The following is a 24,831-nucleotide window of genomic DNA, read 5'->3' as shown; positions in this document are numbered from 1 at the left end:
GCAACACTTTATGACGTCGATCACGTTCGGTGCCAGTTCGGAGCAGATAACCCGCTCGACACGCCGAGCCGCGCCGCTACACGCCGTGTGGCGCGTCGCAATTCTCATCCAACCCGTCGGTCCGTGCACGCAAACGGGAGAGCGGCGTCGCTCACTCCGCTCTCCCGCCGGCCATTTCCCCGCCCGTGGTCGCGGGGTCTACTTTCCGCGCAGACCGTCCGGGAACTTGGCGCTGAAGAGTTTGAATGCGTATGCGATACCGAACAGCACCACGATGGCCGCCGGCTGAATCAGACCCGACATGATTGTTTCCTCACCTCTCGCCGCCGGACGCGCTCGGACCCGGTGCCCGCGCTACGCCGACTCCTCACCGCGGCCGGGGCCCCCGGCCGCGTTCGTCTTCGCCTGCGCACCGGGCTGTTCCAGCGCCGCCAGGGCCTCCCGGAGGCCGGGCTGGGCGAGCGCGGCCATCAGCTCGCCGAGGGCGGCGGGCTCCAGGGCCGACGGCTCGGCGGCCGGTTGCTCGGGCGCCGCTTCCGACCCGGCTGCCGGGGCCGGCGCGTGCCCGCTGCGTTCCAGGAAGCGCAGCAGTTCCACCGGGAACGGCAGCACCAGGGTCGAATTCTTTTCCGCCGCAACCTGAACCACGGTTTCGAGGAAACGCAATTGCAGGGCTGCCGGGGCGTGGGCCATATTGGCCGCGGCGGCCGCCAGCTTCTCCGACGCCTGCAGCTCGCCCTCGGCGGAGATGATGCGGGCGCGGCGTTCGCGTTCGGCCTCGGCCTGACGAGACATGGAGCGCTTCAAGGCATCCGGCAGCGCGACGTCCTTGATCTCGACGCGATCGATGTGCACGCCCCAGTTGATGGCCGGGCTGTCGATCATGAGCTCCAGGCCCTTGTTGAGCTGTTCGCGATTGGACAGCAGATCATCCAGTTCGCTCTTGCCGATGATGGAGCGCAGCGACGTCTGCGCCACCTGCGCGACCGCGAACAGATAATCCTGCACCTCGATCAGCGCCCGCATGGGATCGATGACCCGGAAGTAGACGACCGCATCCACCCGGACCGTCACATTGTCACGCGTGATCCCCTCCTGCGCGGGCACGGGCATGGTGATCACCTGCATGGAGACCTTCTGCATCTTGTCCACGCCCGGAATCAGCAGCCGCATTCCCGGCTCCCGCACCGCTCGCACCCGCCCCAGCCGGAATACCACCCCTTTTTCGTACTGCGTGACCACCCGCACCCCGGCTGCGAGTCCGATCCCGGCGATCACCGCAAAGGCGGCCAGCCAACCTACCAACAGATACAGAACATCCATTGTTCGCTCCGCGAAATTATCTCCGCTCCACCGGAAGTCCGATGGCGTGCCTCCATCATTGCACCGGAAGATCGCCCCTGCGACGAGATAACAACCCTGCAACATCGGGACATTCGTCATCACGTTCGCGCGTCGATTTCGAGGGACGCCCACCCCCAGCCCTGGGCACGGGGGTTGCGGAGGCGGACGAGTCGGTCTGTAAGCCGGATCCTGTACCCGGTGGTTACCCACCGGGTGGCGACCATCCATCTGGACACACCGTTGCCGGGTGCCTCGAGCGGTCCACCCGCAGGCTCGGGCGAGCAGCCCTCGAACACCTGCGCAGCCGCACTCTCGCGAGTGCGGCCTTCGACCTTGCTCCGGGCGGGGTTTACCTAGCCGCGCCGGTCACCCGGCACGCTGGTGCGCTCTTACCGCACCGTTTCACCCTTACCGGCGGTGCACTTCTCGCGAAGTGCGGCCCACCGGCGGTCTGTTTTCTGTGGCACTGTCCCGCGGGTTGCCCCGGGTTGCCGTTAACAACCGCCCTGCTCTCCGGAGTCCGGACTTTCCTCGGCGAAGGGCGGCGGCACATGCGTGCCCGTTCCCTTCGCCGCGGCCGCCCGACCGACTCGTCCGCGGCCACCAGGGTACGGTAGGGCCCCATGGAGCGTGTGGAGGTGGGGTTCCCTTCGGGTGGCGAGCAGTGCGCCGCATGGCTGTATCTCCCGGATGGACCGCCCAAGCCGCGCCCGCTGGTGGTCATGGGTCACGGGCTGGGGGCGGACCGGGAAATGGGGTTGGACCGGTATGCCCGGCGGTTCGCGTCGGCGGGAATCGCGGCCCTGGCCTTCGACTATCGGCATTTCGGGGCCAGCGGCGGTGAGCCCCGGCAGGTGATCAATATCGCCCGGCAGCGCGCGGACTGGCATGCGGCCATCGCCTTCGCGCGCACCGTCCGGGGGATCGACGCCACGCGAATCGCACTGTGGGGCAGTTCATTCGGTGGCGGGCACGTGCTGGCGGTCGCGCCCGACGATCACTACATCGCGGCCGTGGTGGCGCAGTGCCCGTTCACCAGCGGCCGGTCCTCGGCATTGGCGAAGGGGCCGATCAGCCTGATCAAGACCGGCACGCTGGCGGTCACGGATCAGGTTGTGGGACCGATCATCCGGCGCCCGATCAATGCCCGGCTGGCGGGCAAGAAGCATTCCGCTGCGCTGATGAGCGCCGCCGACGTGCCGGCCGGTTTCGGCCGCCTGGCCGAGGAGAGCGGGCAGTACCGGCCGAAGGTGGCGGCCCGCGTCGCCCTGTCGACGCTGTTCGACAATCCCACCCGGCACGTCAAGGACATCAAAGCGCCGGTGCTGTACGCCATCTGCGACAACGACTCGGTGGCCCCGGCCGGCCCGACACTCAAGGCCGCGGAGCGCACCAAGCACGCCACCGTGAAGCGCTACCCCATCGGGCATTTCGAGATCTACTTCGACGACTGGTTCGAGAAGGCCGTCCACGACCAGACCGAGTTCCTGATGGCCACGCTGCGTCCCTGAACCCCGGCGGGGCGCAGGGCTTCAGAGGTACGAGGTGTCGTTGACCAGGCGCACCGACGAACCGCCATCCGGATAGAACTCGGCGATGGACAGCGACGCCAGATCCAGGTGCAGCCGGTACAGCAGCGAGGGCCCTACCCCGAGCGCCAGCTGCAGCAGCGTCTTGATCGGCGTGACATGGCTGACCACAAGCACATTCGCGCCCGGATACAGTGCCACCAGATCCCGCCGCACCCCCTCGACCCGCTCCCGCACCTGATCGAAGCTCTCGCCGCCGGGCGCCGGAATCGACGGATCCCCCAGCCAGCGGCCGTGCAGCTCCGGATCCCGCTCGCGGGCCTCCCGGAAGGTCATCCCTTCCCACGCACCGAAATCCGTCTCGGTCAACCCGTCCAGCACCCGCACCGGCAGTCCGAGCGACCGGCCGGCCGCCTCGGCGGTCTCCTTGGCCCGCCCCAGCGGGGAGCTCACGATCGCCTCGATCCCGCCCTTGCGCGCCAGCATGGCCGCCGCGTTGGCCGCCTGTTCCTGCCCGAGCTCGGTCAGCGGCGGATTCCCCCGCCCCGAATACCGCCGCTGCACAGAGAGTTCCGTCTGCCCGTGACGGAGCAGCAGCAGCCGCGTCGGCCGTCCCACGGCACCGGTCCATCCGGGCGAGTGCGCGGTGCCCCCCGCGGTTTCGGGTACTTCGACGACGCCACCCGCGACCGCCGCGGCGATTTCCCCTACTGCCGAACCGCCTTCGACCGCCGCGGGACGGGCGACCCGATCGTTCGCCAGCGCGGTGCGGACGTCGGCGACCGTATCGGCGTCGTCCATCGCCTCATTGGCCAGGCGGTCGGCGTGCGGGTTCTCCTTGCGCGGAATCCAGGTGAAGCTCACCCGATCGAACCCGGCGACCAGCCGCCGCGCCCGATCGGCCAGCGGAATCATGGCCTCGTGCTTGACCTTCCACCGCCCGGACATCTGCTCCACGACCAGCTTGGAGTCCATCCGCACGGAAACCTCACGCGCGCCGAGTTCGACCGCGGCTTCCAAACCCGCTATCAGCCCGCGATATTCGGCGACATTGTTGGTGGTGACTCCGAGGAACTGCTTGCGCTCGGCCAGCACCCGCACGTGATCGGCATCCCATACCACCGCACCGTAACCGGCAGGCCCCGGGTTACCGCGCGACCCGCCGTCGGCCTCGACGATCACCAAGTCCACCAACGCTTCTCACCCTTCATGTCGTCCGTCATCGCGCTTGCGGCGTGCTACCCGCGGCCATTCGTCCACGGCGGACCAGCTCGGCCGGAGACACCTGCCGCACCCGCGCCGGTTGCGGCCGCCGCCTCGACGAGCTGCCGCACCATGGATCCTCACGGTCGCCGACCGAGCTCATCACATCGGGCCGGCGGAACGCCCTCGAGGCATTCCGGCACCGCCGCGCGCAGCGATCAGCGGCGCGCGGCGGGTTGTCACAGGCCGGACTGCTTGGTGCGCACCAGGATCGCGCCGCATTCGGGGCAGCGGACCACCACGTCGGGGGCGGTCTGGGAGATGCGGGAGATCTCGCCGCGGTCGAGTTCGATGCGGCAGGCGCCGCAGCGGCGGGCCTGGAGCAGGGCGGCGCCGACGCCGTAGGTGGTGCGCTGCTTGTCGTAGGCGGTGAGCAGCTCGGCGGGGAAGGAGTTGACGAGGGCGGCGCGGTCGGAGTCGCAGCGCTGCTGGGCGACATCCAGGTCGGCGACCGCGTCGTCGCGACGGCGCTCGGCGTCGACCAGGTCGGCCTCGGCCTGGTCCAGGTTGGCGCCGGCGTGATCGTGGTCGGCGGCGGCGGCCTCGCGGCGCTCCATCACCTCGATGAGATCGTCCTCGAGGACCGTGCGGCGGCGTTCCAGGCTGCCCAGTTCGTGCTGCAGTTCGGAGAGCTGCTTGGCCCCGACCGACCCGGCGGTGAGCATGCCGCGGTCGCGGTCCTCGCGCTTGCGGACGGCCTCGATCTCGCCCTCCAGCTTGCGGATGTCGCGGTCCAGGTCGTCGATGAGGATCTCGACCTTCACCGCCGCGTCCTTGCGGGTGGTGCGCTCCCCTTCCAGCCGCGCCACCTCCTGCTGCTCGGGCAGCACCTTGCGGCGATGCTCGATCCGTGTCAGCTCGGCATCGACAGCGGCGAGGTCGAGCAGCTTGGCCTGGATCGATGGTTCGACATTCAACGCGAAGGTCTCCTGGACGCTATGGACGAGTAAGACTCCCACCGTACCCGCCCGCGCGGGTCCGAACCGCCAACACCGCCTGGAGCTGGACAAACGATCCCGTCGCGGGGTCAGCAGCCGGCCGCGCCGAGGGTCCACGGGTCGGTGCGGAGCGTCGAGACGCGGGTCTCGAGGCCGGGCAGTGCGGCGCGCACCACACCTTCCGCCTGCGCGCACCAGGGGAACTCGGTGGCCCAGTGGGCGGCGTCGATCAGGGCCGGGCCGCCCGCGCGCAGGTGCTCGTCGGCCGGATGGTGGCGCAGGTCGGAGGTCACGTAGGCATCGACGCCGAGGCGAGAAACCTTGCCCAGGAACGAATCTCCCGCGCCGCCGCACACCGCGACGGTGCGGATGACGCGGTCCGGGTCCCCCGCGGCGCGCACCCCCCAGGTGGTGGCGGGCAGGCCGGCACGGACGCGAGCGGTGAACTCGCGCAGGGTTTCCGGGGCGGGCAGCTCGCCGACGCGGCCGATGCCCAGGCCGGAGGGCAGCGCGGCGCGCTCGGTCACGTGATAGAAGGGTTCCTCGTACGGATGCGCGGCCCGGAGGGCGGCCAGCATGGCAGCGCGGCGGGACGGCGGGGCGACCACCTCGAGGCGGTCCTCGGTGACCTCGTGCAGCTCACCGACCGCACCCAGGGCCGGATTCGCGCCGTCGAGGGGCCGGAACTGTCCGGTGCCCGAGACCGTCCACGCGGCATCCGAGTAGGTCCCGCTGCTGCCCGCGCCCGCGGCGAACAGGGCGTCGAGCACCTCGTCGCGATGCGTGACGGGCACCGCCACCACCCACTTGTCCAGGGCGGTCCAGGGTTTCGGATCCAGCGGACCGGTCACGGTCAGCCCGATGGCGTGCGCCAGCGCGTCCGAGACCCCGGGGTCGGCGGCGTCGGCATTGGTGTGGGCGGTGAACAGCGCGCATCCGGAGCGGATGAGCCGGTGCAGCAGCGCACCTTTCGGCGTGCTGGCCGCGACCGTGTCCACGCCGCGCAGCAGCAGCGGATGGTGCACGACCAGCGCCTGCGCACCCCACTCGATCGCCTCGTCCACGACCGCGCCGGTGGCGTCGACCGCGAACAGCACGCGCGACACCGGCTCGTCCGGATCACCGGCCACCAGCCCCACCGAATCCCAGGATTCGGCCAGCCCGGGCGGGTACGCCGCATCCAGCGCCGCCATGAGATCCGCCAGCCGCACCGTCGTCACCACAACCGAACCTCCTGTTCGCTCACCAGCCTGCGCTCACTCACAAACCCACTGCGTCCCGCTCACAGACCCACGTCGCGAATCGCGGCGACCAGCCGATCCACCTCGGCGGCGGGCCGCACCGCGACTCGCAGGAACGCTGTTTCCAGCCCCGGGAACGTATCACCACGGCGCACCGCGATTCCCTTGTCCGCGAGCTTCTTTCGCAACAATTCCGCATCCGGCACGCGGAGCAGCAGAAACGGCCCGTGCGCGGGCTCGTGCACCTCGACGCCGAGTTCCCGCAACCGCGGAATCATGGCGGCCCGATCGGCCGCGACGGTCCCGGCCCGGCGCTGCGCCTCGGCCACCGCCGCCGGTTCGCTCACCGCCGCAATGGCTTCCAGTTGCAGAGTGCCCAGCGGCCAGTGCGGGCGCCCGTGATTCAGCCGCGCCAGCACCGGCGGCGCACCGAGCACATAGCCGCAGCGCAGCCCGGCCAGCGCCCAGGTCTTGGTGAGGCTCCGGAAGACGAGCACATCCGGATAGCTCTCTCCGGCAAGCGATTCCGGCTCGCCCGGTACCGCGTCGGCGAATGCCTCGTCCACCACCACGATGCGGCCGGGCCGCCGCAGCGCGCGAATACTGTCCGCCGGGTGCAGCACCGAGGTCGGATTGGTGGGATTGCCCACCACCACCAGATCCGCGTCCTCCGGCACCGCGTCGCCGTCGAGGGTGTACGGCGGCGCGAGCATCACCCGCGCGACCGATACCCCCGCCTCCCGCAGCGCCAGCTCCGGTTCGGTGAACGAGGGATGGATCACCGCCGCCAGCCGCGACCCCAGCCGCGGCAGCATGGCGAACCCTTCGGCCACCCCCGCCAGCAGCAGCACCTCGTCGATCGCCCGCCCGTGCCGGGCGGCCACCGCGGCGCGCGCCGCCCGCTCGTCCGCCTCGCCCGGATACCGCCCGAGCTCTCCCAGCCGTCCCGCCAGCCGCTCACGCAACCATTCCGGCGGCGCGCTCCCCTGGACGTTCACCGCGAAATCGACCATGCCGGGCCGCGCCTCCACGTCCCCGTGGTGCCGCAGCCTGGCATGGTCGAAATCGGGAAACTCCGTGTCGTCCGGCACAGCCGTCCACCCTACGTGGCCGCCTCCCACGCCCACCGGACAGAATGGCTGTCGTGGGCGAGCTGCATGTGACCTTCATCTGCACCGGCAATATCTGCCGGTCCCCGATGGCCGAGAAGATTTTCGCCGCGCACCTGGAACGTGCGGGGCTGGCGGATCGGGTGCGGGTGAGCAGTGCCGGGACCGGCAGCTGGCATGTGGGGAACGAAGCCGACTACCGGACGAATCGGGAGCTGGAGGCGCACGGGTATCCGACCGGGCATCGGGCCGCGCTGATCGGGCCGGATCATCGGGCGGCCGATCTGCTGGTGGCGCTCGACACCGGGCACGAGTGGGAGCTGGCCCGGCTGGGGGTGCCGTCGGATCAGCGGCGGCTGCTGCGGAGTTTCGATCCGCACGCGGACGGGCGATCGGTGCCGGATCCGTACTACGGCGATCAGGCCGATTTCGCGCTGGTCCGCGAACAGATCGAGGCGGCGGTGCCGGGCCTGCTGGACTGGGTGCGCGAACAGCTGGGTGAGGTCGCATGAGCTCGGTAACCTCGCTGCTGCGGCGCTTCACCTTCCTGCTGCGGCCCAGCTGGCTGATTCTCGCCGTGGTGGTCGCCGGTTTCGCCTACCTGTGCTTCACCGTGCTGGCCCCCTGGCAGCTCGGCAAGAACACCCGCACCTCCGAACGCAACGACCGCATCGCGAATTCGGTGCACGCCGACCCGGTCGACATCACCGGCATGCTGTCGGGCAGCGGCAAGAACACGGAGTGGCGGCGGGTCACCGCGAACGGCGTCTACGTGCCGGATTCGACCGTGCTGGTGCGGCTGCGCCACCTCGACGGCCAGCCCGCCTACACGGTGCTGGCCGCCTTCCGCCTCGACGACGGCCGCACCCTGCTGGTGGACCGCGGCCAGGTGGCAGCGGCCGAGGGCGGTACTCATCCGCCGGTCGTCGCCGCCCCGCCTTCCGGCACCCAGCAGCTGGCGGCCCGCATCCGCGCCTCCGAGGGCGTGATCGAGAAGAAGCCCCCGACCACCGAAGACGGCTACCGCCAGGTCTATACGACCGACACCCAGCAGGAAGCCGCGGTCCTCGGCATCCCCCTGACCCCCATCCCCACCGACGGCCTGGGCGGCTACCTCCAGCTCGAGTCCGGCCAGCCCGGCGCCTTCACCCCCGACCCGCTCCCCCAGCTGGACTCGGGCCCCTACCTCTCCTACGGCCTGCAGTGGCTGGCCTTCGGCGTCATGGCCCCCCTCGGCCTCGGCTACTTCGTCTGGGCCGAGATCCGCGCCCGCCGCCGCGAGAAGTTCGAAGCCGCAGCCCAACCGAGCACTACCGGCGAGCCCGCCACCCCTGCCATGCCGACCGACACCCCTGAGTCGACCGGTGCGGCTACACCCGAATCGACCACTCCCGCACGCGCGGCGAAACCCAATGACCCGGCACCCAAGCCGAAACCCACGACAAATGAAGCTCGCCTCGCCGACCGCTACGGCGGCAGGCGCCGGTAGACCCGGGCTACACCGTCGCGGCGCATTCCGCATGTGCACAGCCGTTCTCCGCGCCGCGGCTGAAGTCGGCCGGGCCTGTCGCCTCCGCTAACCTCGCCGGGTGCGAACGGGAATTGCCATTGCGGCGGGACTGCTGCTCGGGTTCGGGTTGGACCGGGCGCTGGGGGATCCGCGGCGCGGGCATCCGGTGGCCGGATTCGGTTCGGCCGCAATGAAGGTGGAACGGCTCACCTATCGGGACAGCCGCGTGGCCGGGGTTGTGCACGAGATCGTGCTGGTCGGTGCGGTTTCGGGGCTGGGGATCGGATTACGGCGGGCGGTGGCCGGACGAGCGCTCGGTGCGGCGGTGCTGACGGCTGCCGCGACCTGGACGGTGCTGGGCGGGACGAGCTTGGCACGGACCGGGCGGGACATGGCGGATCGGCTCGAATCCGGCGATATCGACGGGGCGCGGGCACTGCTGCCGTCGCTGTGCGGGCGGGATCCCGAGGTGCTCGACGCGGACGGGCTGGCGCGGGCGGCGCTCGAATCCATCGCGGAGAACACCTCCGATGCGACTGTGGCCCCGCTGTTCTGGGGTGCGGTGGCGGGTGTTCCCGGCTTGCTGGCGTATCGGGCGATCAACACTCTCGACGCCATGATCGGCTACCGCAATGACCGCTACCGCAACTTCGGCTGGGCGGCGGCCCGCACGGACGATGTCGCGAATCTCGCACCCGCCCGCGTCAGCGGTCTCATCACCACCGCGCTGGCTCCGGTCGTCGGCGGTCGCCCGGCCGATGCGTGGCGGGCGTGGCGGCGCGATGCGGCCAAGCATCCGAGCCCGAATGCCGGTGTGGCGGAGGCGTCCATGGCGGGCGCGCTGGGCGTAACCCTCGGCGGTCGCACCGAGTATCGGCACGGCGCCGAGCTGCGGCCGACGCTCGGTGACGGTCCGATCCCCCGGGTGCGCGATCTGCGCCGGGCGGTGCGGCTCTCGGAAGCGGTGCAGGTGGCGACCGTGGTCGCCGCCGCGACGGCCGCCTACCTGCGGCGACGCTGATCCAGCCGCGCGAATTCACGAACCGTTCGGTCGCCTTCGCTAGATTTCCGGAAGGAATGTCACAGTCCGCCGACCTGTTTCGTCGATGCTGTGGACGGTTCGCCCCACCGGGGCGGACGTGAGTGAAGGGCGAGGGTGCGATGAGTGACGGACGGCCGGACGGGCCCGATCAGGTCGAGCTGGCGCGACGGTTCGAGGAGCATCGGGGCTATCTGCGGCGGGTCGCGTACAGCACGCTCGGCAGTCTCAGCGACGCCGACGACGTGGTGCAGGAGGCGTGGCTTCGGCTGGTGCGCTACTACGAGACCAGCCCCGAGGGCGCGGATATCGAAAACCTGCGCGCGTGGCTGACCACCGTCACCGGCCGCCTGGCCCTCGACCATCTGGGTTCGGCGCGGTCCCGGCGCGAACAGTATGTGGGAGAATGGCTTCCGGAGCCGGAGATCACCACCTGGGACGATCCGGCCGACCGCATCTCGCAGGACGAGCGCGTCACCACCGCCCTGCTGGTGGTGCTGGAATCCCTCTCCCCCGCCGAGCGCACCGCCTTCGTCCTGCAGGACGTCTTCGGCATGTCCGGCCCCGAGGTCGCCGAGGTGGTCGGCCGCACCCCCGCCGCCGTGCGCCAATTGGCCTCGCGCGCCCGCAAACACGTGGAGGACGGCACGCCCCGCTTCCCCGCCAGCGCGGACGAGCACGAGAAGGTGGTCTCGGCGTTCGCGGTGGCCTGGCGTTCCGGTGATCTGAGCGCCCTGCTCGGCGTGCTGGATTCCAATGTCACCTTCACCTCCGACGGCGGCGGCAAGGTGCAGGCGTTCCTGCACCCCATGCACGGCGCGGAGAAGGTCGCCAAGACGCTGCTCGGCTTCCTCGATGTCGCATCGAAGGTCGGTGGCGCGTGGGGCCGTTCGGTGCTGGTCAACGGCCGCCCGGGCCTGGTGGTGTTCGACGGCAAGTACACCGGCGTCTTCGCGTTCACCATCGACGACGGCCGGATCACCAAGATCGACGTGGTCCGCAACCCGGACAAGCTGCACGGCATCCCGGCCGAAGGCGCGGAGCCCGACTGGCCACTCGGCGACACCAGCCGAGACAGCGACTCCTGAACCACGGAAGCCGCGGGCCCGCAACCGGATTCATCCGGTGGCGGGCCCGTCGTCGTCCGTCAGGACGCGACCCGCGTCACCGGTCCGAGCCCGTGCGCGGCGGCCACCTCCGGCGAGTAGAGCCGGCCCGCGTCGGCCGTGAGCCCCTGGGCCAGGCCGGGATCGGTGGCGCAGGCGCCGGACCAGCCGAGATTCGCGATGGCGCCGACATACGGCAGGGTGACATTGGTGAGCGCCACAGTGGAGGTGTGCGGAACCGCGCCCGGCATATTGGTCACGCAGTAGAACAGCGAATCCGCCACCTGGAACGTCGGTTTCGCGTGGGTGGTGGGATGCGAGCTCTGGAAGCATCCGCCCTGATCGATGGCGATATCGACCAGCACCGAGCCCGGGCGCATGTGGGCGACCAGACTGTCGGGCACCAGTTTCGGAGCCCGCGCGCCCGGCACCAGGACCGAGCCGATCACCAGGTCCGCCGCCAGCACCGCCTTCTCGACCTCGGCCGCGTTGGAGCCGATCGTGGTGACGCGCCCACCGAACCGGGCGTCGAGTTCCCGCAGTCGCGCGATATTGGTGTCCAGCACGGTGACTCGCGCCCCCATGCCGACCGCGACAGCCGCCGCATTGCTACCGGCCACCCCGCCCCCGAGGACCGTCACGTCCGCCGGCACCACCCCCGGCACTCCGCCGAGCAGCAGGCCCGCCCCGCCCTGCGGCGACATCAGGTGATAGGCCCCGACCTGGCTGGCCAGCTTGCCCGCCACCTCGCTCATGGGCGCGAGCAGCGGCAGCGACCCGTCGGCGGCCCGGACTGTCTCGTAGGCGATGGCGGTGATGCCGGAGCGCAGGATCGCGTCCGTGCAGTCCCGCGAAGCGGCGAGGTGCAGGAAGGTGAACAGCACCTGCCCCTCCCGCATGCGCGAATATTCCTCGGCGATCGGCTCTTTCACCTTGAGCACCAGTTCCGCCCCGCCCCAGACCTCGTCCGGGCCCGGCAGGACCCGCGCGCCCGCCGCGATGTAGTCGGCGTCGGCGAACCCGGACCCCACCCCCGCCCCGGCCTCGACCAGCGCCTCGTGCCCGTGCCGCACCAGTTCCCCGGCGCCGGCCGGGGTGAGGGCGACGCGATACTCCTGCTCCTTGACCTCCCGCGGTACCCCGATTCTCATACCGCCATCGTTCACCCGCTGGAGCCGCGCCGCCATGAGCGCCACGGCCCGATTTCAGGAGGCGATCGCGGCGACGGCCAAGACCTCACCGGGGGTCGGAATGCGCAGCCGGTCCGCGCGACCGGCGAGGGTGAAGCGGTGGGTCAGGTAGTCGAGGTGTTCGGAGAAGTGCGCCCAACCCTCGGCGTGGACCGGCACGATCACCGCGTCACCCAGCGCCTCCGAGGCGTGGACCGCGGTGCGGCCGTTGAGGGTCAGGTCGTGATCGCCGAAGCGGTCGGTATTGGCCGCCCCGACATTGAGGACGGCGATATCGATGCGCCCGAAGCGTTCTGCGATCCGCCGCACGTAGTCGACCGAGGCGTTGTCCCCGGAGACATAGACCGTCGGCAGCCCGTCGGCCTGCAGCACGAACCCGGTGACCACTCCGGTGAACGGCTCGCAACCCTCGGGACCGTGCAGTGCGGGCACCGCGGTGACGGTGACCGCCCCAATCTGCACCGACTCCCACTCTGCCAGTCCGCGAACACCTTCCATGCGCCCGGCGGCGTCCGGCGTGGACAGCACCGTCTCGACCCCCGCCAGGAATTCCCGCCCGGACCGGTCGAGATTGTCCGCGTGCTGATCGTGCGAGAGCAGCACCACATCGACCCGCCCGATCTCGGCGACGGGCACGGCCGGCCCGCTCAGCTTGTAGAGCGTGACACCGCCCGGGTACTCACCCGGCTCGTCGAAGGTGGGGTCGGTCAGCCAGACCAGGTCGCTGTAGCCGAATCGCACTGTGGGGCCGCCGATGTGGAGGAGCTCGAGGGTGGAGGTGGCCGCTGCGGTGTCGATCGTGTTCGTCATGCCGACGAGTCTCGTCGCGGACCGTGGGTGGCGACAGTGGCCCGAAGGCCGCGCATCGATAAAATCGGGCCATGACTGCTGAATCTCGCGCAGCCGACGCCGCCGAGTCCCTGCATACGGTGGCCATCGTGGTGTACGACGGGATCAGCCCGTTCCATCTGGCGGTGCCGACCCTGGTGTTCGGCCACATCGGCGCGGGCGGTCCCGCCGGCAGCCCCTACCGCGTGGTGGTGTGCGCCGAACGCCCCGGAACCATCACCACCCCAGCGGGTTTCGATATCGTCGTCGCCCATGGCCTGGAGGCGACCGAGACCGCCGACACCCTGGTCATCCCCAGCTGGGAGCGCGGACTCCCACTGCCCGAACCCATCCGGGACGCCCTGCACCGGGCCCACGCCCGCGGCGCCCGCATTGTCGGCCTGTGCCTGGGCGCGTGGGCGGTGGCGGCGAGCGGCCTGGCCGACGGACGGGAGATCACCACGCACTGGTCGGCGGCGGTCGAGCTGGCCCGCGCGTATCCGGCGGTCCGGGTGCGCGCGGACACCCTGTGGTCCGATGACGGCGACCTCATCACCTCCGCCGGCACCGCCGCGGCCCTCGACTGCTGTCTGCACCTGGTGCGCACCGACCACGGCAGCCGGGTCGCCGCCGAGCTGGCCCGCCGGCTGGTGCTGGCCCCGCACCGCAGCGGCTCACAGGCCCAGTACATCCCGGTCGCCGTGCCCGAGGCGGACGACCAGGACCCGATCGAGCACGCGATGGTCTGGGCCAGAACACATTTCGACCAGCCGGTGGATCTGGACGGCTGGGCCCGGACGGCCCTCATGTCGCGGCGCACGTTCACCCGCCGCTTCCGTGATCGCACCGGCACCAGTCCGCAGCAGTGGCTGCTGCAGCAACGCGTGGACCATGCCCGGCTGCTGCTGGAATCCACCGACGACACCATGGACCGCATCGCCGCCGATTCCGGGCTGGGCACCGGCGTCAATCTCCGCCATCACTTCCACCGACTGCTCGGCACCACGCCCGCGGCCCATCGGGCCCTCTTCCGCCGGGTTTGACCGAGCCGAGTCCGCCGCCGCGGCTCCCCGCGGCGGCCCGGCACCCGGCGGGGGCTAAGTTCGGGGCTATGAGGATTCAGCTGGGTGAGCACGTGCCGCAGATCGACGAGAGCGCGTGGGTCGCGCCGAACGCTACCGTGGCCGGGCGGGTACGGCTGGAAGCCGAAGTGAGCGTCTGGTATTCGGCGGTGCTGCGCGGTGACATGGATCAGATCACCGTCGGTGCGCGCAGCAATATTCAGGACGGCTGTGTGCTGCACGCCGATCCGGGCTTCCCGTGCACGGTCGGCGAGGGAGTCTCGGTGGGGCACAACGCGATTCTGCACGGCTGCACGGTCGGCGACGATGTGCTGATCGGCATGGGCGCGACGGTGCTGAACGGCGCGGTCATCGGGGCGGGCAGCCTGATCGCGGCCAACGCGCTGGTTCCGGAGGGCGCCCAGATTCCGCCGGGCTCGCTGGTGGCGGGGGTACCGGGCAAGGTGCGCCGGGAGCTGAGCGAGGCCGAGCGTGATCACATTCGCCTGAATGCGACCGCCTACCTGCACAACACAACCATGCACCGCCAGGGTCAAGAGGCGTGACTGAAGGGGGCATGTGAGAATCCCCACACTGAACAAGTGACCATAAAGGCCGCTGTTAGCATCGTTCGAAGCGTACCCGGCGGCCCGGGCTGTGCCGCTGTTAGCCGGGTGCGCGCTCGGGGCTAGCAGGAGGTTTCAACGGTGTCGTACGAGCACGACGGTATGCACCGACAGCGCATCAGCGTGGCCGATATCGCCGCGCAGCCAGGGGGAATCGAGGCGCTCCAGCGCCGGGTGCACGAACTGCGTTCCAATGGCATCGATTTCGCCGCCAATGCGATAGAGAGCGAAATGGCCGCGCTCGACGTCCGCTGATCGGGCGCGGCGTTCGCTGATCGGACGGGGTTGCGACCGCAACCCTCCGGCGATGCGATAATGCGGCTCGACCTGTGCGCCACTGCGCGCCTTGGCCGTTCACCGCAATGTCGCGGTCGCCAACCGATCGACTGGAGACTCGATGCCGTCCGTGCCCACCATCCTGCAACGCATCCTGGAGAAGCCGCGGGCCGAAGGCGAACAGCTGCTGGAGAGCGCGCTGTCGGCATTCCTCGACTTCGGGATCAAGCGAACCAGTATGGGGGAGATCGCGCGTCGCGCCGGCATCAGCCCGGCCACCCTGTACCGCCGCTTCGAGTCCAAGAACGATCTGGTCGAAGCGGTGGGCGTGCGCGAGGCGCAGTTGTTCATCGCCGAGATCGACAAGCGGGTGCAGGAGGCCACGGCCACCGGCGAATCCGGGGACGATCAGCTGGTCGAGGTCTTCGTCGCGTTCATTACCCAGCTGGCGAGCAACAAACTGCTGCAACGGCTGCTGCGCACCGAGCCCGACACCATCCTGCCGCGCCTGACCACCGAGGCCGGGCCCATTCTCGCACTCGGGCGCACCTACCTGGCCGAGAAACTGCGCGTGCTGCAGGCTTCCGCCGACGTGCCCGCCTTCGATGCCGACCTGGTCGCCGAAGTGCTTGCCCGCCTGGGCCAGTCGCTGGTGCTGACCCCGGACGGCCTGATCCCGCTGACCGACGAGACGGCCGCACGCGAGTTCGCCCGCCGCACCGTGCTGCCCATGGTCGGCGTGCAGCCGGCCTGACCCGCTCCGGAAACTCACTCCGCGCACCATCGCCCTGTAGCCCGCGGCAAGGATCAGAGCAACCATTTCATGACCTTTCGGCCGTGTACTTCGAAGACGCATCGAAAGTTACTGCCGCTCAATACCTCTGGACGAGACCCGAACCCGAACTCTGGGCGGACTCCATGGCGACACCCAGCACCCTCACAGTTCACTATCCGGTGGCGGTGTGATATGCCCGGCGCGAACCCGCGGCACGGCGACCGACCACTCGATACCGACGAGTCTATTCCAAATCGGCTGGCGCACAAGGAAACTCACGGTTCCCGAATCGTTCACAGCAACTCCGCGACCGGCGTAACATCGACGGTATTCGGGGATTGGCAAAGGCCTTCCAGCCCTGAATGATTCGCGAATTCCCTGGACCGTTGCACGGCGACGACTCGCGTCGGCCGGATTTCCACTCCGGGAGGTCTATCGCACGCTGCCTCGAAAGTTGTTCGGAATACCGAGGATCGAAGGGATTTGTCATGTCGCAAGCTCACCCGGGTCAACTGCGCCTTTTGGCCCCGGACCAGGAATCCGTCGGGAGAAGGTCGGGATGGCGGGCATCTCCTACGGCTCGGGCATCAGCCAGCTGGTCGCCAATGCCCACCCGGCCGTCAAGGCCGTGGTCGCGCTGAGCACCTGGGCGGATCTGGGTAAGGCCCTCTACGACAACGGAACCCGGCACATCATGGCCGCCGAAGCCCTCGCCGGCATCAGCGACCGTCCCAGCGAGGACTTGCAGAAAGTGCTCGAATCCTTCCGGGCCAATACGGATATCGACAAGGTGCTCGACTACGCCCGACCTCGCTCCCCCGCCGAGGCCGACCAGATCCGCCCGGTGCCAACGTTCTTCACCAGCTTCTGGCACGAGACCATCTTCCCGCAGAATCAGCTGATCGATTACTTCGACCGCTTCCCCGGACCGAAGCGACTGGATCTGGCGATCGGCGACCATGGCGCGGTGGAGATTCCCGGCTTGTTGCTGGGCGTCTACACCCGCACCACCGAGGCGGCCTACGACTGGTTCGACCACTATCTGCTCGGCGTCGACAACGGCATCGACAGCGACGGGGTCGTACACACGGAGACCATGTACAGCTTCACGATGGCCTCGTCGAACGACCTGTCCGCGTGGTCGAATCCCGTGCGCCGCTACCACCTCGCCGCGCCGTCCGGCGCGTCCCCCGACGGCACCCTGGTCACGGATCAGCCGGCGACCATGAGCCAGAGCTTCCAGGCCGGAACCGAACAGGTCCGGGCCGCCACCGAACTGGTGATGGACGGCTTCCGCGAACGCCTGCTGATGCCCAACCGCCAGCCGCTGGCCGAGGTGGACCGCACACGGGCGGCGGTCTGGCACACACGGGTCTTCCTCCGGCCCCGCCACATCGCGGGCATCCCCGAGATCGCGCTGACCGTCACCCCGTCCAGCACGACGGCCACGCTGATCACGTATCTGTTCGACCACAACCCGGTGACCGGGGCGCTGCGGATCATCACCCGTGCCGCGGCGACCATCGCCAACCGCGGCCCGGAGCAGACCAAGACCATCCGAGTTCCCCTGCAGGCCACCGACTATCGGGTCCCCGGCGGCCATCGGGTCGTACTGATCGTCGACACGAACGACCACTTCTACGGTGACGAGACCGAACCCGGGAGCGTCATCACCCTGTCCAGCGATCACGGGCCCTGCTACATCGATCTTCCGATGGTGCCCTGACCGGACCTACCCGCGGGGCGGCCGTTGCATGGCGATAGCACGGCCGCACCGCGGTCACAATGCCTTGAACCAACACAAACGGGATATTCCGACCGGCTCCTCGGCATCGCACCCATGTGGCAGCATCCGTAATCGGGTTGCTCGTCGGTGACTGCGAGCGGGAACGGCGACGAGCGGGTGTTGGGAAGGCAGGTCTTCGGTGTCCGGAGACAGGGAAAGCGGTTGGTTTGCTGAGGATATCGCGGTGCCGACCTTCGGCCAGGCGCTACGGCGGCTACGCGACGAACGCGGCTTCTCCCGCGAGCACCTGGCCTACACGGCAGGCGTGAGCGCCAGCTACATCACGGCCCTGGAGAAGGGCGAACGGGGAAACCCGACGCGATCGGTGGTCGATTCTCTGATGCGCTGCCTGAACCTGATGTCCCCGCTGACCCCCACCGACCGCCGGCATCTGCACGAACTGGCCGGGCTGCGCATACCCGAAACCGCCGGCCCGGAGGAACTGCACGCCGCGATCACCCCGGATCAGCAGCGCGCCCTGGCCCTGTTGGAACCGGCCCTCGCCGCCTACCTGGACCCGTGCGGAAACGTCCTCGACTCCAATGACTCCTGGAACGCGGCCCTGCCCGGCCTCCGCGAGGAGGGCAATGTCTTCCGCTGGATGTTCGGCAACGAACAGGCGAAAGTCATCGAGGTGGACTGGGAATCCGAAGCCCGCCAATACGTCCAATGGCTGCGCATGACGGTCGGCCGCGCCCCCGACGACTCCGTCTTCACCACCTTCGTCACCGACCTGGCCCGCTTCCCCGACTTCCGCCGCTTCTGGTCCGAGGGCGGCGTCGACTTCAGCCCACCCGTCCGCACCCAACGCCTCCGCAACCCCGGCTCCGGCGAAATCCGCGAATACAGCGTCCAAGCCGGCCCGGTCCACAACGAAAAGTACCCCGACCGAATAACCCTGTTGCTGTGCCTGCCACTGTGATTCGATCCAGTCCTGAAACAGCAGCGGAGTTCGTGCCGATTCGGCACGAACTCCGCTCGTAGAACTTCTTGTCCTACCGGAAATTACGCGGGGACTTCGCTGCGGTCGCCGCTCCACAGGGTGTGGTACTTGCCCTCGGCGTCGATGCGCTCGTAGGTGTGCGCGCCGAAGAAGTCGCGCTGGCCCTGGGTGAGAGCGGCCGGGAGACGCTCGGCGCGCAGGGCGTCGTAGTACGACAGCGAGGAGGCGAAGGCCGGGACCGGGATGCCGAGCTGGGTGGCGGTCACGACGACACGACGCCAGCTGTCGACGGCGTTCTCGATGGCCTCGCGGAAGTACGGGGCGAGGATCAGGCTCGGCAGGGCCGGGTCCGCTTCGTACGCCTCCTTGATGCGGTTGAGGAAGCGGGCGCGGATGATGCAGCCGCCGCGCCAGATGGTGGCCAGGTCACCGGGGTGCAGGTCCCAGTTGTATTCGGCGGAGCCCGCGGCGATCTGGTCGAAGCCCTGGGCGTAGGCGACGATCTTGGAGGCGTAGAGGGCCTGGCGGATGTCCTCGGTGAATTGGGCGACATCCGTGGGCTTTTCGCCGAGGGCGCCGGAGGCGAGGCCCTTGGCGGCGGCGCGCTGGGCGCGGGAGCCGGACAGGGCGCGGGCGAAGACGGCCTCGGCGATACCCGTCACCGGGATGCCCAGATCGAGGGCGGACTTGACGGTCCAGCGGCCGGTGCCCTTCTGCTCGGCGGCGTCCACGATCACGTCGACCAGCGGCTTGCCGGTCTTGGCATCGACCTGCTCGAGCACCTCGGCGGTGATCTCCACCAGGTAACTCTCCAGCTCACCGGAGTTCCACTGGGTGAACACGTCCGCGATCTGCTTGGCGTCGAAGCCCAGCGCGTCCCGGAACAGGTTGTAGGCCTCGCCGATGAGCTGCATGTCGGCGTACTCGATGCCGTTGTGCACCATCTTCACGAAGTGGCCGGACCCGTCGGGGCCGATGTGGGTGCAGCAGGGGGTGCCGTCGACCTGCGCCGCAATGGATTCCAGCAGCGGACCCAGCGACTCGTAGGACTCCTTCGGGCCGCCCGGCATGATGGCGGGCCCGTTCAGCGCGCCCTCCTCACCGCCGGAGATGCCCGCGCCGACGAAGTTCAGGCCGCGCGCCTTCATGGCCGCCTCGCGGCGGATGGTGTCGGTGTAGAGGGCGTTGCCGCCGTCGATGATGATGTCGCCGGGTTCCATGGCCGCGGCCAGCTCCTCGATCACGGCGTCGGTGGCGTCACCGGCCTTGACCATGATGAGCACGCGGCGCGGCTTCTCCAGCGCGGCCACGAACTCCTCGATGGTCTCGGTGCGCACGAAATCACCCTCGCTGCCGTGCGCCTCGAGCAGCGCGTCGGTCTTGCCGATGCTGCGGTTGTGCAGGGCCACGGTGTACCCGTGCCGTGCGAAGTTGCGGGCGATATTGCTACCCATGACCGCCAGGCCGGTCACGCCGATCTGAGCGCGCGCTTCCGAGGTCGCCATGAAACAGCCTCTCCGTTCGAAGATTGTGATGACCGCACGAAGTCTCCTCGGCGGCGGCATCGACGGATGCGCTCCACGACGCCATACCTTTTCTACCCGGTCGGGCCTCCGCCGCACCGAGGGACCCCGGCCACGCGGCCGGGCTCAGCCCGCCAGGCGGCCGGTGACGGGCGAGACCGCGGCCACCTCGGGTTCGCGGCGGGACGTCCAGCCGAGCCGCTCGCCCAGTACCCGCGCACAGCAGCGGATGGAGCGCACGGCCTCGGTCTCACCGCTCGCGCGCCACAGCAACGACCACGGATAGTAGGCGGGCTCGGCGATCGCGATCCAGCGCAGGCCCGGCAGCGGCGCACAGGACCGGGGCACGCACACCAGCGCGTGACCGTCGCGGACCAGCCGGCCCGCGCCCAGCACGCTGTGCACCGTGCCCGGGTAGGACTTGGCCGCGAATCCCGCTGTGCGGCACAGCTCCCGGATGTACTCGTTGAATTCCGGCGCGCGGGATTCGTCGGCGAACACCAGCGTCTCCCCGGCCAGTTCGGCGAGCGGCACCGCGTGCCGGTGCGCCCAGGGATGCTCCGCGGCGACCAGCACACCCAGCCGATCCAACCGGATCACCTCCGACGCCACCCCCTCCGGCAGCTGTGTCGCGCGCCCGATGCCGACATCGAGCCGCCCCTGGGCGAGCAACCGGCACTGCTCGGGCACCCCGGCCTCGACCTGATGCACCTCGACCAGTTCCGGATGATGATGCCGGACCGCGGCCAGCACCACCGGCATGGTGTCGAAACTGGCGTCCCCCTGCGCAACCCGCAGGACGGCATCGGTCCCGGTCATGGTGCGCGCCGCGGCCGCGGCCCGGTCGACGTGGCTGAGGATCAGCCGGGCCTCGCCCAGCAGCAGCGTGCCCGCGGCGGTGAGGCGCACGTGGTGGGTGCTGCGCTCCACCAGCGGGACCCGTAGCTCGCGTTCCAGTCGCTGAATCTGCTGACTCAGCGCCGACTGGACGATGTGCTCGCGCGCCGCGGCGCGCCCGAAGTGCAGTTCCTCCGACAGCGTCACGAAGTAACGCAGTTGCCGCAGCTCCACGACCGACCCCCTCGCGCCGTTCGGCACCGGTGGTCGATGACCGGTTGCCGCCGGCAGTTTCTCTCCTTCTCGTGCCCATCGAATATCGCGCGCCCGGCCGTCCGGGTAACGAGTGGTGGGCTACCCGATTTTCGGGGACATACCCCCATCAGTTCGAGTGAAGATGTTTTCGGATTTCGCTGGTTTCCGATCGCGGCGGCCCGGGCTGCACTGGAGGGCATCAGAACTCGCCCCGCCGGGCGGATTCACCGTTTCCATCGAAGGACCGCCCGTCATGAAAGCAATCAGCATCAAGCAGAACAAAGGGCTCGGCTGGCTTCCGGACCTGCCCGACCAGCGCGATCACCTCTATGCCGCGCCGGCCGCGACGATCGCCCAGCTGCCGCCGTCCGTGGACCTGACCTCGAAGTTCGCCCCCGTCTACGACCAGGGCAAGCTCGGCTCCTGCACCGGCAACGGCATTGCGGGGGCACTGCAGTTCGACGCCATGAAAGAGCAACTGGCCGACGTATCCGTGCCGTCCCGGCTGTTCATCTACTACAACGAACGCGTCATGGAGGGCACGGTCGGTCAGGACGCGGGCGCGATGATCCGCGACGGCATCAAGAGCGTGGCCACCGTGGGCGCCTGCCCGGAATCCGAATGGCCCTACGATATTTCGGAATTCGCGACCGAACCGCCGCAGAAGTGCTTCACCGATGCGGCCGGGCATCGGGCCATCCAGTATTCCCGGGTGGCGCGCACGCTCTCCCAGATGCAGGGGTGCCTGGCCGACGGATATCCGTTCGTCTTCGGCTTCACCGTCTACGAGAGCATCTTCACCCCGCAGGTCGACAAGACCGGCGACATCCCCCTGCCCGCCCCCAATGAACAGGTGGTGGGCGGACATTGCGTGGTCGCGGTCGGATACGACGACTCCCGATCGGTATTCCGGATCCGCAATTCCTGGGGTACCGCCTGGGGCCGGAACGGATACGGCACCCTGCCCTACGCGTACATGCTCTCGGTCAACGCGTCCGACCTCTGGACCATCCGCACTGTCGCCGGCTAGCCGCCACGGACAGGCCGAAACCGCGTGTCCGCCAAGCCGGATGCCCATCGCAGCGACCGCCGAAAACCGGTGGTCGCTGCCGCGTGCGCACCGATACAGTGCCGGAATGACACGTTTGAATCAGATTGTCGCCGTCGAGAAAGGGATCAAGTCCCGGACCTTCTCCGACCTCACCGAGGCCCATCACAAACTGGCCAAGAACCCGCTGCTGAGCGGTATTTCGCGCACCTACCGCCCCAAGGACGAGGAGGGCGAGCAGCTGCCGCCCGAGTCGACGCGCGTCCAGGTGAGATCCGAGGAGGTCCTGCAGGCCACGGCGGAGATCCTGACCAAACTGTTCGACGTGGTGGCCACCAAGGACTGGGCGAACTGCACCGCCACCGCCGATGTGGTGGTGGACGGCCGCACCCTGGTGCAGGGCGCGCCCATCACCTACCTGCTGTTCCTGGAGAAGCAGCTGGTGGACCTGCACACCTTCGTCCGCAAACTGCCGGTGCTGGATGCCGCGGAGTCGTGGGAATACGATGCCGCCGCAGACTGCTACGCCACCGAGCCGGTACAGACGGTGCGCACCAAGAAGATTCCGCGCAACCACGTGAAAGCCGAAGCGACGGAGAAGCACCCGGCGCAGGTCGAGGTGTATCACGAGGATGTGGTGGTCGGCTACTGGCGCACCATCAGGTTCTCCGGCGCGCTGCCCGCCAAGCGCGTCAACGAACTCACCGAGCGCGTCGAAAAGCTCCAGCACGCGGTCAAGTTCGCGCGCGAGGAGGCCAACAATGCCGAGATCACCCAGCGCAAGCTGGGCGCTGAGATCTTCGGATATCTATTCGGCTGATCCCCGCGCCGTTCATGGCCGGAGTCACCGGCGGAGCGGGCCGGGGACCGGTTCGAGATCGCCGGCAAGCTGGGCCGGGTGGGTGAGCTGGGGATAGTGCCCGGCGCGTACGCCCCCAGCCCGCCGATGTCGACCCCCTTGGCGACGAGCCACGGAGCGAGGGTGTCGTTCCGCACCGCCGCCACCACCCGCTGTCCCCTGCCGAGCAACTCGGCGACCAGCGAACGGCCGATGAATAATCGCTTGGCCGACCGCCGTGGCGCCGTCTACAGTCGGCGGTGCGCAAGGAGCGCAAGCTGAAACCGAAGTTCCCTGTGACGGGCACAGCGGCCCAGTGGAGGTTCGAATCCTCCTCCCGCCATCCACGGCGGGATAGCCCAATTGGCAGAGGCACCGCGCCCTCAAACTCACACTCTCGCTCCAGTTTCAGCATTCGCCGCCGAACGCCGAATCGAGGGAACGGATTGTCAGCGTGAAGGTTGCGGGTTCAACTCCCGCCGGCTCAGCCACCAATGGGCCGTAGCTCAATCGCAGAGCGTCACGTTAACTTCAGACTCAACCCGTTCTTAAACGTGTCGGCGTGCCGCAAATGGGCGGACACCGAAACCCCGGGGCAGGCTAGGCCCCGGGGTTTCCCATCCCGCTACCCCGGCGCGGCTAATGCTCATGTGTCCCGGGTAGCGCGGGCCCGGCTGTGGCCCCGGCTCGTCGAGGCGTACGCCGACTTCGACACCTATCAGGCCTGGACCGAACGGGAGATTCCGGTCGTGATCCTCCGGCCGGCCGGCTAGTCGCCGCGCCGCCTCAGACGGCCAGCGCGACCGTGGCGACGATGTGGCCCGGATAGAGCTCGGTGTTCAGCACGCCGACCTGCACCCGGAAGCTCCGCACCGCGCCCGTGCTCCGATCGCGCAGCCGCATGGTGTGCACGGGGGGCGCGAATCCCACGTCGCCCGTGACCCAGAATCGCCGGAAATCCGGAAAGGCGCCGAGTTCCCGCATAATCCCGGCGAATCCGCCGGGATCCGCGGCCGACCCCACGGTCCCGCGCAGCCAGCCGACCCACTGCCGGACATCGGATTCCCAATCGGCCATCACCTCCCGGGCCATGGGATCGGTGAACATCCACCGGTAGAGATTCCCGACCTCGCGCAATCCGGGAAACGCCTGCGCCCAATCTTCGTTCCCGGCCAGCACATTCCCGCGGGTGTCGTACAGCGCGGCCAGGTTCGGCCGATGCATCGCCAGCACCCGCAGGATGTCGGCATCGATCGACTTCCGCAACTCCGCGACCGTCGGATAGCCGCCGATCTCCAGTCCCGCCAGATCGTGCAGGTAACGAAGCTCCGTGGCCGACAATGGATTCCACGACTCCAGGCACCGCACCAGCGCGTCGACCACCGCCCGGGTCGGCTTGGCCTTCCCGCCCTTCTCCAGCTGCGTGATATAGCTGGCGCTCACTCCGGCCGCGAAGGCCAGGCGTTCTCGGGAGACGCCCCGGTCGTCGCGCAACCGGCGCAGCAGTTCGCCGAACGAGGGAAGCGCGAGCGCCTGCCTCTCGTCGATACTTCCTACACGGCCCGTCATAGCCGCCCGGCTTCCTTCCCGCCCCGCCGTATCGTCGGACAACACTCCAAGATCGCGGCCGGGGCAACGCCCAGGACGGAATGCTGCCACAATTTCCACCGCCGTGTCCCGCAACAACACCGGCAATCCGCTGAGGCAAGGCCCGAATCGGCAATCCCACGGCATTTCGAGATCGACGTGCCACAGCGACAGCGTTT

The 24,831-nt window shown here is 69.2% G+C and carries 23 protein-coding genes, 1 other RNA gene and 1 pseudogene; 14 read left to right on the top strand and 11 right to left on the bottom strand.

Annotated features, from left to right (window positions below; genetic code table 11):
- Positions 1 to 354 precede the first annotated feature (354 nt).
- Both AB0L60_RS19930 and rnpB read right to left on the bottom strand, forming a co-directional pair.
- Positions 355 to 1,323, bottom strand: a complete 969-nt coding sequence (locus AB0L60_RS19930; protein WP_364615817.1) for an SPFH domain-containing protein — start codon at positions 1,321 to 1,323, stop codon at positions 355 to 357.
- Between the two features lie 183 nt (positions 1,324 to 1,506).
- An RNA gene (gene rnpB / locus AB0L60_RS19925) (RNase P RNA component class A) lies at positions 1,507 to 1,937 on the bottom strand.
- Positions 1,938 to 1,967: 30 nt separating this feature from the next.
- Here rnpB and AB0L60_RS19920 point away from each other — a divergent pair.
- Positions 1,968 to 2,855, top strand: coding sequence for an alpha/beta fold hydrolase (locus tag AB0L60_RS19920; RefSeq protein WP_364615814.1), 888 nt, complete (start codon positions 1,968 to 1,970; stop codon positions 2,853 to 2,855).
- Positions 2,856 to 2,876: 21 nt separating this feature from the next.
- Here the strand turns inward: AB0L60_RS19920 and AB0L60_RS19915 are convergent, their stop codons facing one another.
- From AB0L60_RS19915 to cobC, 4 genes are all read right to left on the bottom strand, one after another.
- Positions 2,877 to 4,064 carry a bifunctional RNase H/acid phosphatase gene (locus AB0L60_RS19915; RefSeq protein ID WP_364615811.1) on the bottom strand — a complete coding sequence of 396 codons (1,188 nt, stop codon included), beginning with the start codon at positions 4,062 to 4,064 and terminating at the stop codon, positions 2,877 to 2,879.
- Positions 4,065 to 4,315: 251 nt separating this feature from the next.
- A complete protein-coding gene (locus AB0L60_RS19910) occupies positions 4,316 to 5,053 on the bottom strand; it encodes a C4-type zinc ribbon domain-containing protein (RefSeq protein ID WP_364615808.1) in 738 nt (245 codons plus the stop codon).
- Positions 5,054 to 5,163: 110 nt separating this feature from the next.
- Positions 5,164 to 6,294 (bottom strand): Nif3-like dinuclear metal center hexameric protein, encoded by a 1,131-nt coding sequence (locus tag AB0L60_RS19905; RefSeq protein ID WP_364615968.1) that lies wholly within the window; start codon positions 6,292 to 6,294, stop codon positions 5,164 to 5,166.
- Positions 6,295 to 6,356: 62 nt separating this feature from the next.
- The gene (gene cobC, locus AB0L60_RS19900; RefSeq protein ID WP_364615805.1) at positions 6,357 to 7,406 is read right to left on the bottom strand and encodes an Rv2231c family pyridoxal phosphate-dependent protein CobC; all 1,050 of its coding nucleotides are present in this window, start codon (positions 7,404 to 7,406) and stop codon (positions 6,357 to 6,359) included.
- A 44-nt stretch (positions 7,407 to 7,450) separates the two neighbouring features.
- Here cobC and AB0L60_RS19895 point away from each other — a divergent pair, with 44 nt between their 5' ends.
- From AB0L60_RS19895 to sigJ, 4 genes are all read left to right on the top strand, one after another.
- Positions 7,451 to 7,936: a low molecular weight protein-tyrosine-phosphatase gene (locus tag AB0L60_RS19895; RefSeq protein ID WP_364615802.1), complete on the top strand. Its 486-nt coding sequence runs from the start codon at positions 7,451 to 7,453 to the stop codon at positions 7,934 to 7,936.
- A 17-nt stretch (positions 7,937 to 7,953) separates the two neighbouring features.
- On the top strand, positions 7,954 to 8,913 hold the full coding sequence (locus tag AB0L60_RS19890; protein WP_364615965.1) for an SURF1 family cytochrome oxidase biogenesis protein: 960 nt from the start codon (positions 7,954 to 7,956) through the stop codon (positions 8,911 to 8,913).
- Positions 8,914 to 9,013: 100 nt separating this feature from the next.
- Entirely contained in the window at positions 9,014 to 9,955 is a 942-nt protein-coding gene (locus AB0L60_RS19885; RefSeq protein WP_364615799.1) for a cobalamin biosynthesis protein, read from the top strand.
- A 140-nt stretch (positions 9,956 to 10,095) separates the two neighbouring features.
- Positions 10,096 to 11,061 carry an RNA polymerase sigma factor SigJ gene (gene sigJ, locus AB0L60_RS19880; protein ID WP_364615796.1) on the top strand — a complete coding sequence of 322 codons (966 nt, stop codon included), beginning with the start codon at positions 10,096 to 10,098 and terminating at the stop codon, positions 11,059 to 11,061.
- Positions 11,062 to 11,120: 59 nt separating this feature from the next.
- On the opposite strand, the gene ald is transcribed toward sigJ, so the two are convergent.
- Positions 11,121 to 12,230, bottom strand: coding sequence for an alanine dehydrogenase (gene ald, locus AB0L60_RS19875; RefSeq protein WP_364615793.1), 1,110 nt, complete (start codon positions 12,228 to 12,230; stop codon positions 11,121 to 11,123).
- Positions 12,231 to 12,284: 54 nt separating this feature from the next.
- Positions 12,285 to 13,079, bottom strand: a complete 795-nt coding sequence (locus AB0L60_RS19870) for an MBL fold metallo-hydrolase (protein ID WP_364615790.1) — start codon at positions 13,077 to 13,079, stop codon at positions 12,285 to 12,287.
- Between the two features lie 71 nt (positions 13,080 to 13,150).
- Between AB0L60_RS19870 and AB0L60_RS19865 the strand changes: the two genes are divergently transcribed.
- The 6 genes from AB0L60_RS19865 (at position 13,151) to AB0L60_RS19840 (ending at position 18,543) form a co-directional block, all read left to right on the top strand.
- Complete coding sequence (locus AB0L60_RS19865) at positions 13,151 to 14,140, top strand: helix-turn-helix domain-containing protein (RefSeq protein ID WP_364615787.1); 990 nt, start codon at positions 13,151 to 13,153, stop codon at positions 14,138 to 14,140.
- Positions 14,141 to 14,208: 68 nt separating this feature from the next.
- On the top strand, positions 14,209 to 14,724 hold the full coding sequence (locus tag AB0L60_RS19860; protein WP_364615784.1) for a gamma carbonic anhydrase family protein: 516 nt from the start codon (positions 14,209 to 14,211) through the stop codon (positions 14,722 to 14,724).
- Positions 14,725 to 14,865: 141 nt separating this feature from the next.
- Entirely contained in the window at positions 14,866 to 15,039 is a 174-nt protein-coding gene (locus AB0L60_RS19855) for a hypothetical protein (protein WP_354838293.1), read from the top strand.
- 142 nt (positions 15,040 to 15,181) lie between these two features.
- Positions 15,182 to 15,814, top strand: a complete 633-nt coding sequence (locus AB0L60_RS19850; RefSeq protein ID WP_364615780.1) for a TetR/AcrR family transcriptional regulator — start codon at positions 15,182 to 15,184, stop codon at positions 15,812 to 15,814.
- Between the two features lie 580 nt (positions 15,815 to 16,394).
- Positions 16,395 to 17,561 (top strand): CocE/NonD family hydrolase C-terminal non-catalytic domain-containing protein, encoded by a 1,167-nt coding sequence (locus AB0L60_RS19845; RefSeq protein ID WP_364615777.1) that lies wholly within the window; start codon positions 16,395 to 16,397, stop codon positions 17,559 to 17,561.
- A gap of 244 nt (positions 17,562 to 17,805) precedes the next feature.
- On the top strand, positions 17,806 to 18,543 hold the full coding sequence (locus AB0L60_RS19840; protein WP_364615774.1) for a helix-turn-helix transcriptional regulator: 738 nt from the start codon (positions 17,806 to 17,808) through the stop codon (positions 18,541 to 18,543).
- Positions 18,544 to 18,626: 83 nt separating this feature from the next.
- On the opposite strand, the gene gndA is transcribed toward AB0L60_RS19840, so the two are convergent.
- Both gndA and AB0L60_RS19830 read right to left on the bottom strand, forming a co-directional pair.
- The gene (gene gndA, locus AB0L60_RS19835; RefSeq protein ID WP_364615771.1) at positions 18,627 to 20,069 is read right to left on the bottom strand and encodes an NADP-dependent phosphogluconate dehydrogenase; all 1,443 of its coding nucleotides are present in this window, start codon (positions 20,067 to 20,069) and stop codon (positions 18,627 to 18,629) included.
- Positions 20,070 to 20,213: 144 nt separating this feature from the next.
- Positions 20,214 to 21,158, bottom strand: coding sequence for a LysR substrate-binding domain-containing protein (locus AB0L60_RS19830; RefSeq protein WP_364615768.1), 945 nt, complete (start codon positions 21,156 to 21,158; stop codon positions 20,214 to 20,216).
- Positions 21,159 to 21,432: 274 nt separating this feature from the next.
- Here AB0L60_RS19830 and AB0L60_RS19825 point away from each other — a divergent pair, with 274 nt between their 5' ends.
- The 3 genes and pseudogenes from AB0L60_RS19825 to AB0L60_RS19815 form a co-directional block, all read left to right on the top strand.
- Positions 21,433 to 22,209: a C1 family peptidase gene (locus tag AB0L60_RS19825; RefSeq protein WP_364615765.1), complete on the top strand. Its 777-nt coding sequence runs from the start codon at positions 21,433 to 21,435 to the stop codon at positions 22,207 to 22,209.
- Positions 22,210 to 22,315: 106 nt separating this feature from the next.
- Positions 22,316 to 23,047, top strand: coding sequence for a hypothetical protein (locus tag AB0L60_RS19820; RefSeq protein WP_364615762.1), 732 nt, complete (start codon positions 22,316 to 22,318; stop codon positions 23,045 to 23,047).
- Positions 23,048 to 23,718: 671 nt separating this feature from the next.
- A pseudogene (locus AB0L60_RS19815) lies at positions 23,719 to 23,838 on the top strand (nitroreductase/quinone reductase family protein); the annotation flags it as partial.
- 13 nt (positions 23,839 to 23,851) lie between these two features.
- On the opposite strand, the gene AB0L60_RS19810 reads toward AB0L60_RS19815, so the two are convergent.
- The gene (locus AB0L60_RS19810) at positions 23,852 to 24,634 is read right to left on the bottom strand and encodes a helix-turn-helix transcriptional regulator (protein ID WP_364615759.1); all 783 of its coding nucleotides are present in this window, start codon (positions 24,632 to 24,634) and stop codon (positions 23,852 to 23,854) included.
- Positions 24,635 to 24,831: the final 197 nt, after the last annotated feature.

Origin of the sequence: Nocardia sp. NPDC051981 (assembly GCF_040680715.1) — a bacterium.
Classification (GTDB): domain Bacteria; phylum Actinomycetota; class Actinomycetes; order Mycobacteriales; family Mycobacteriaceae; genus Nocardia.
The sequence above is the reverse complement of the archived record's forward strand: the minus strand, read 5'-3'. Positions and strand labels throughout refer to the sequence as shown.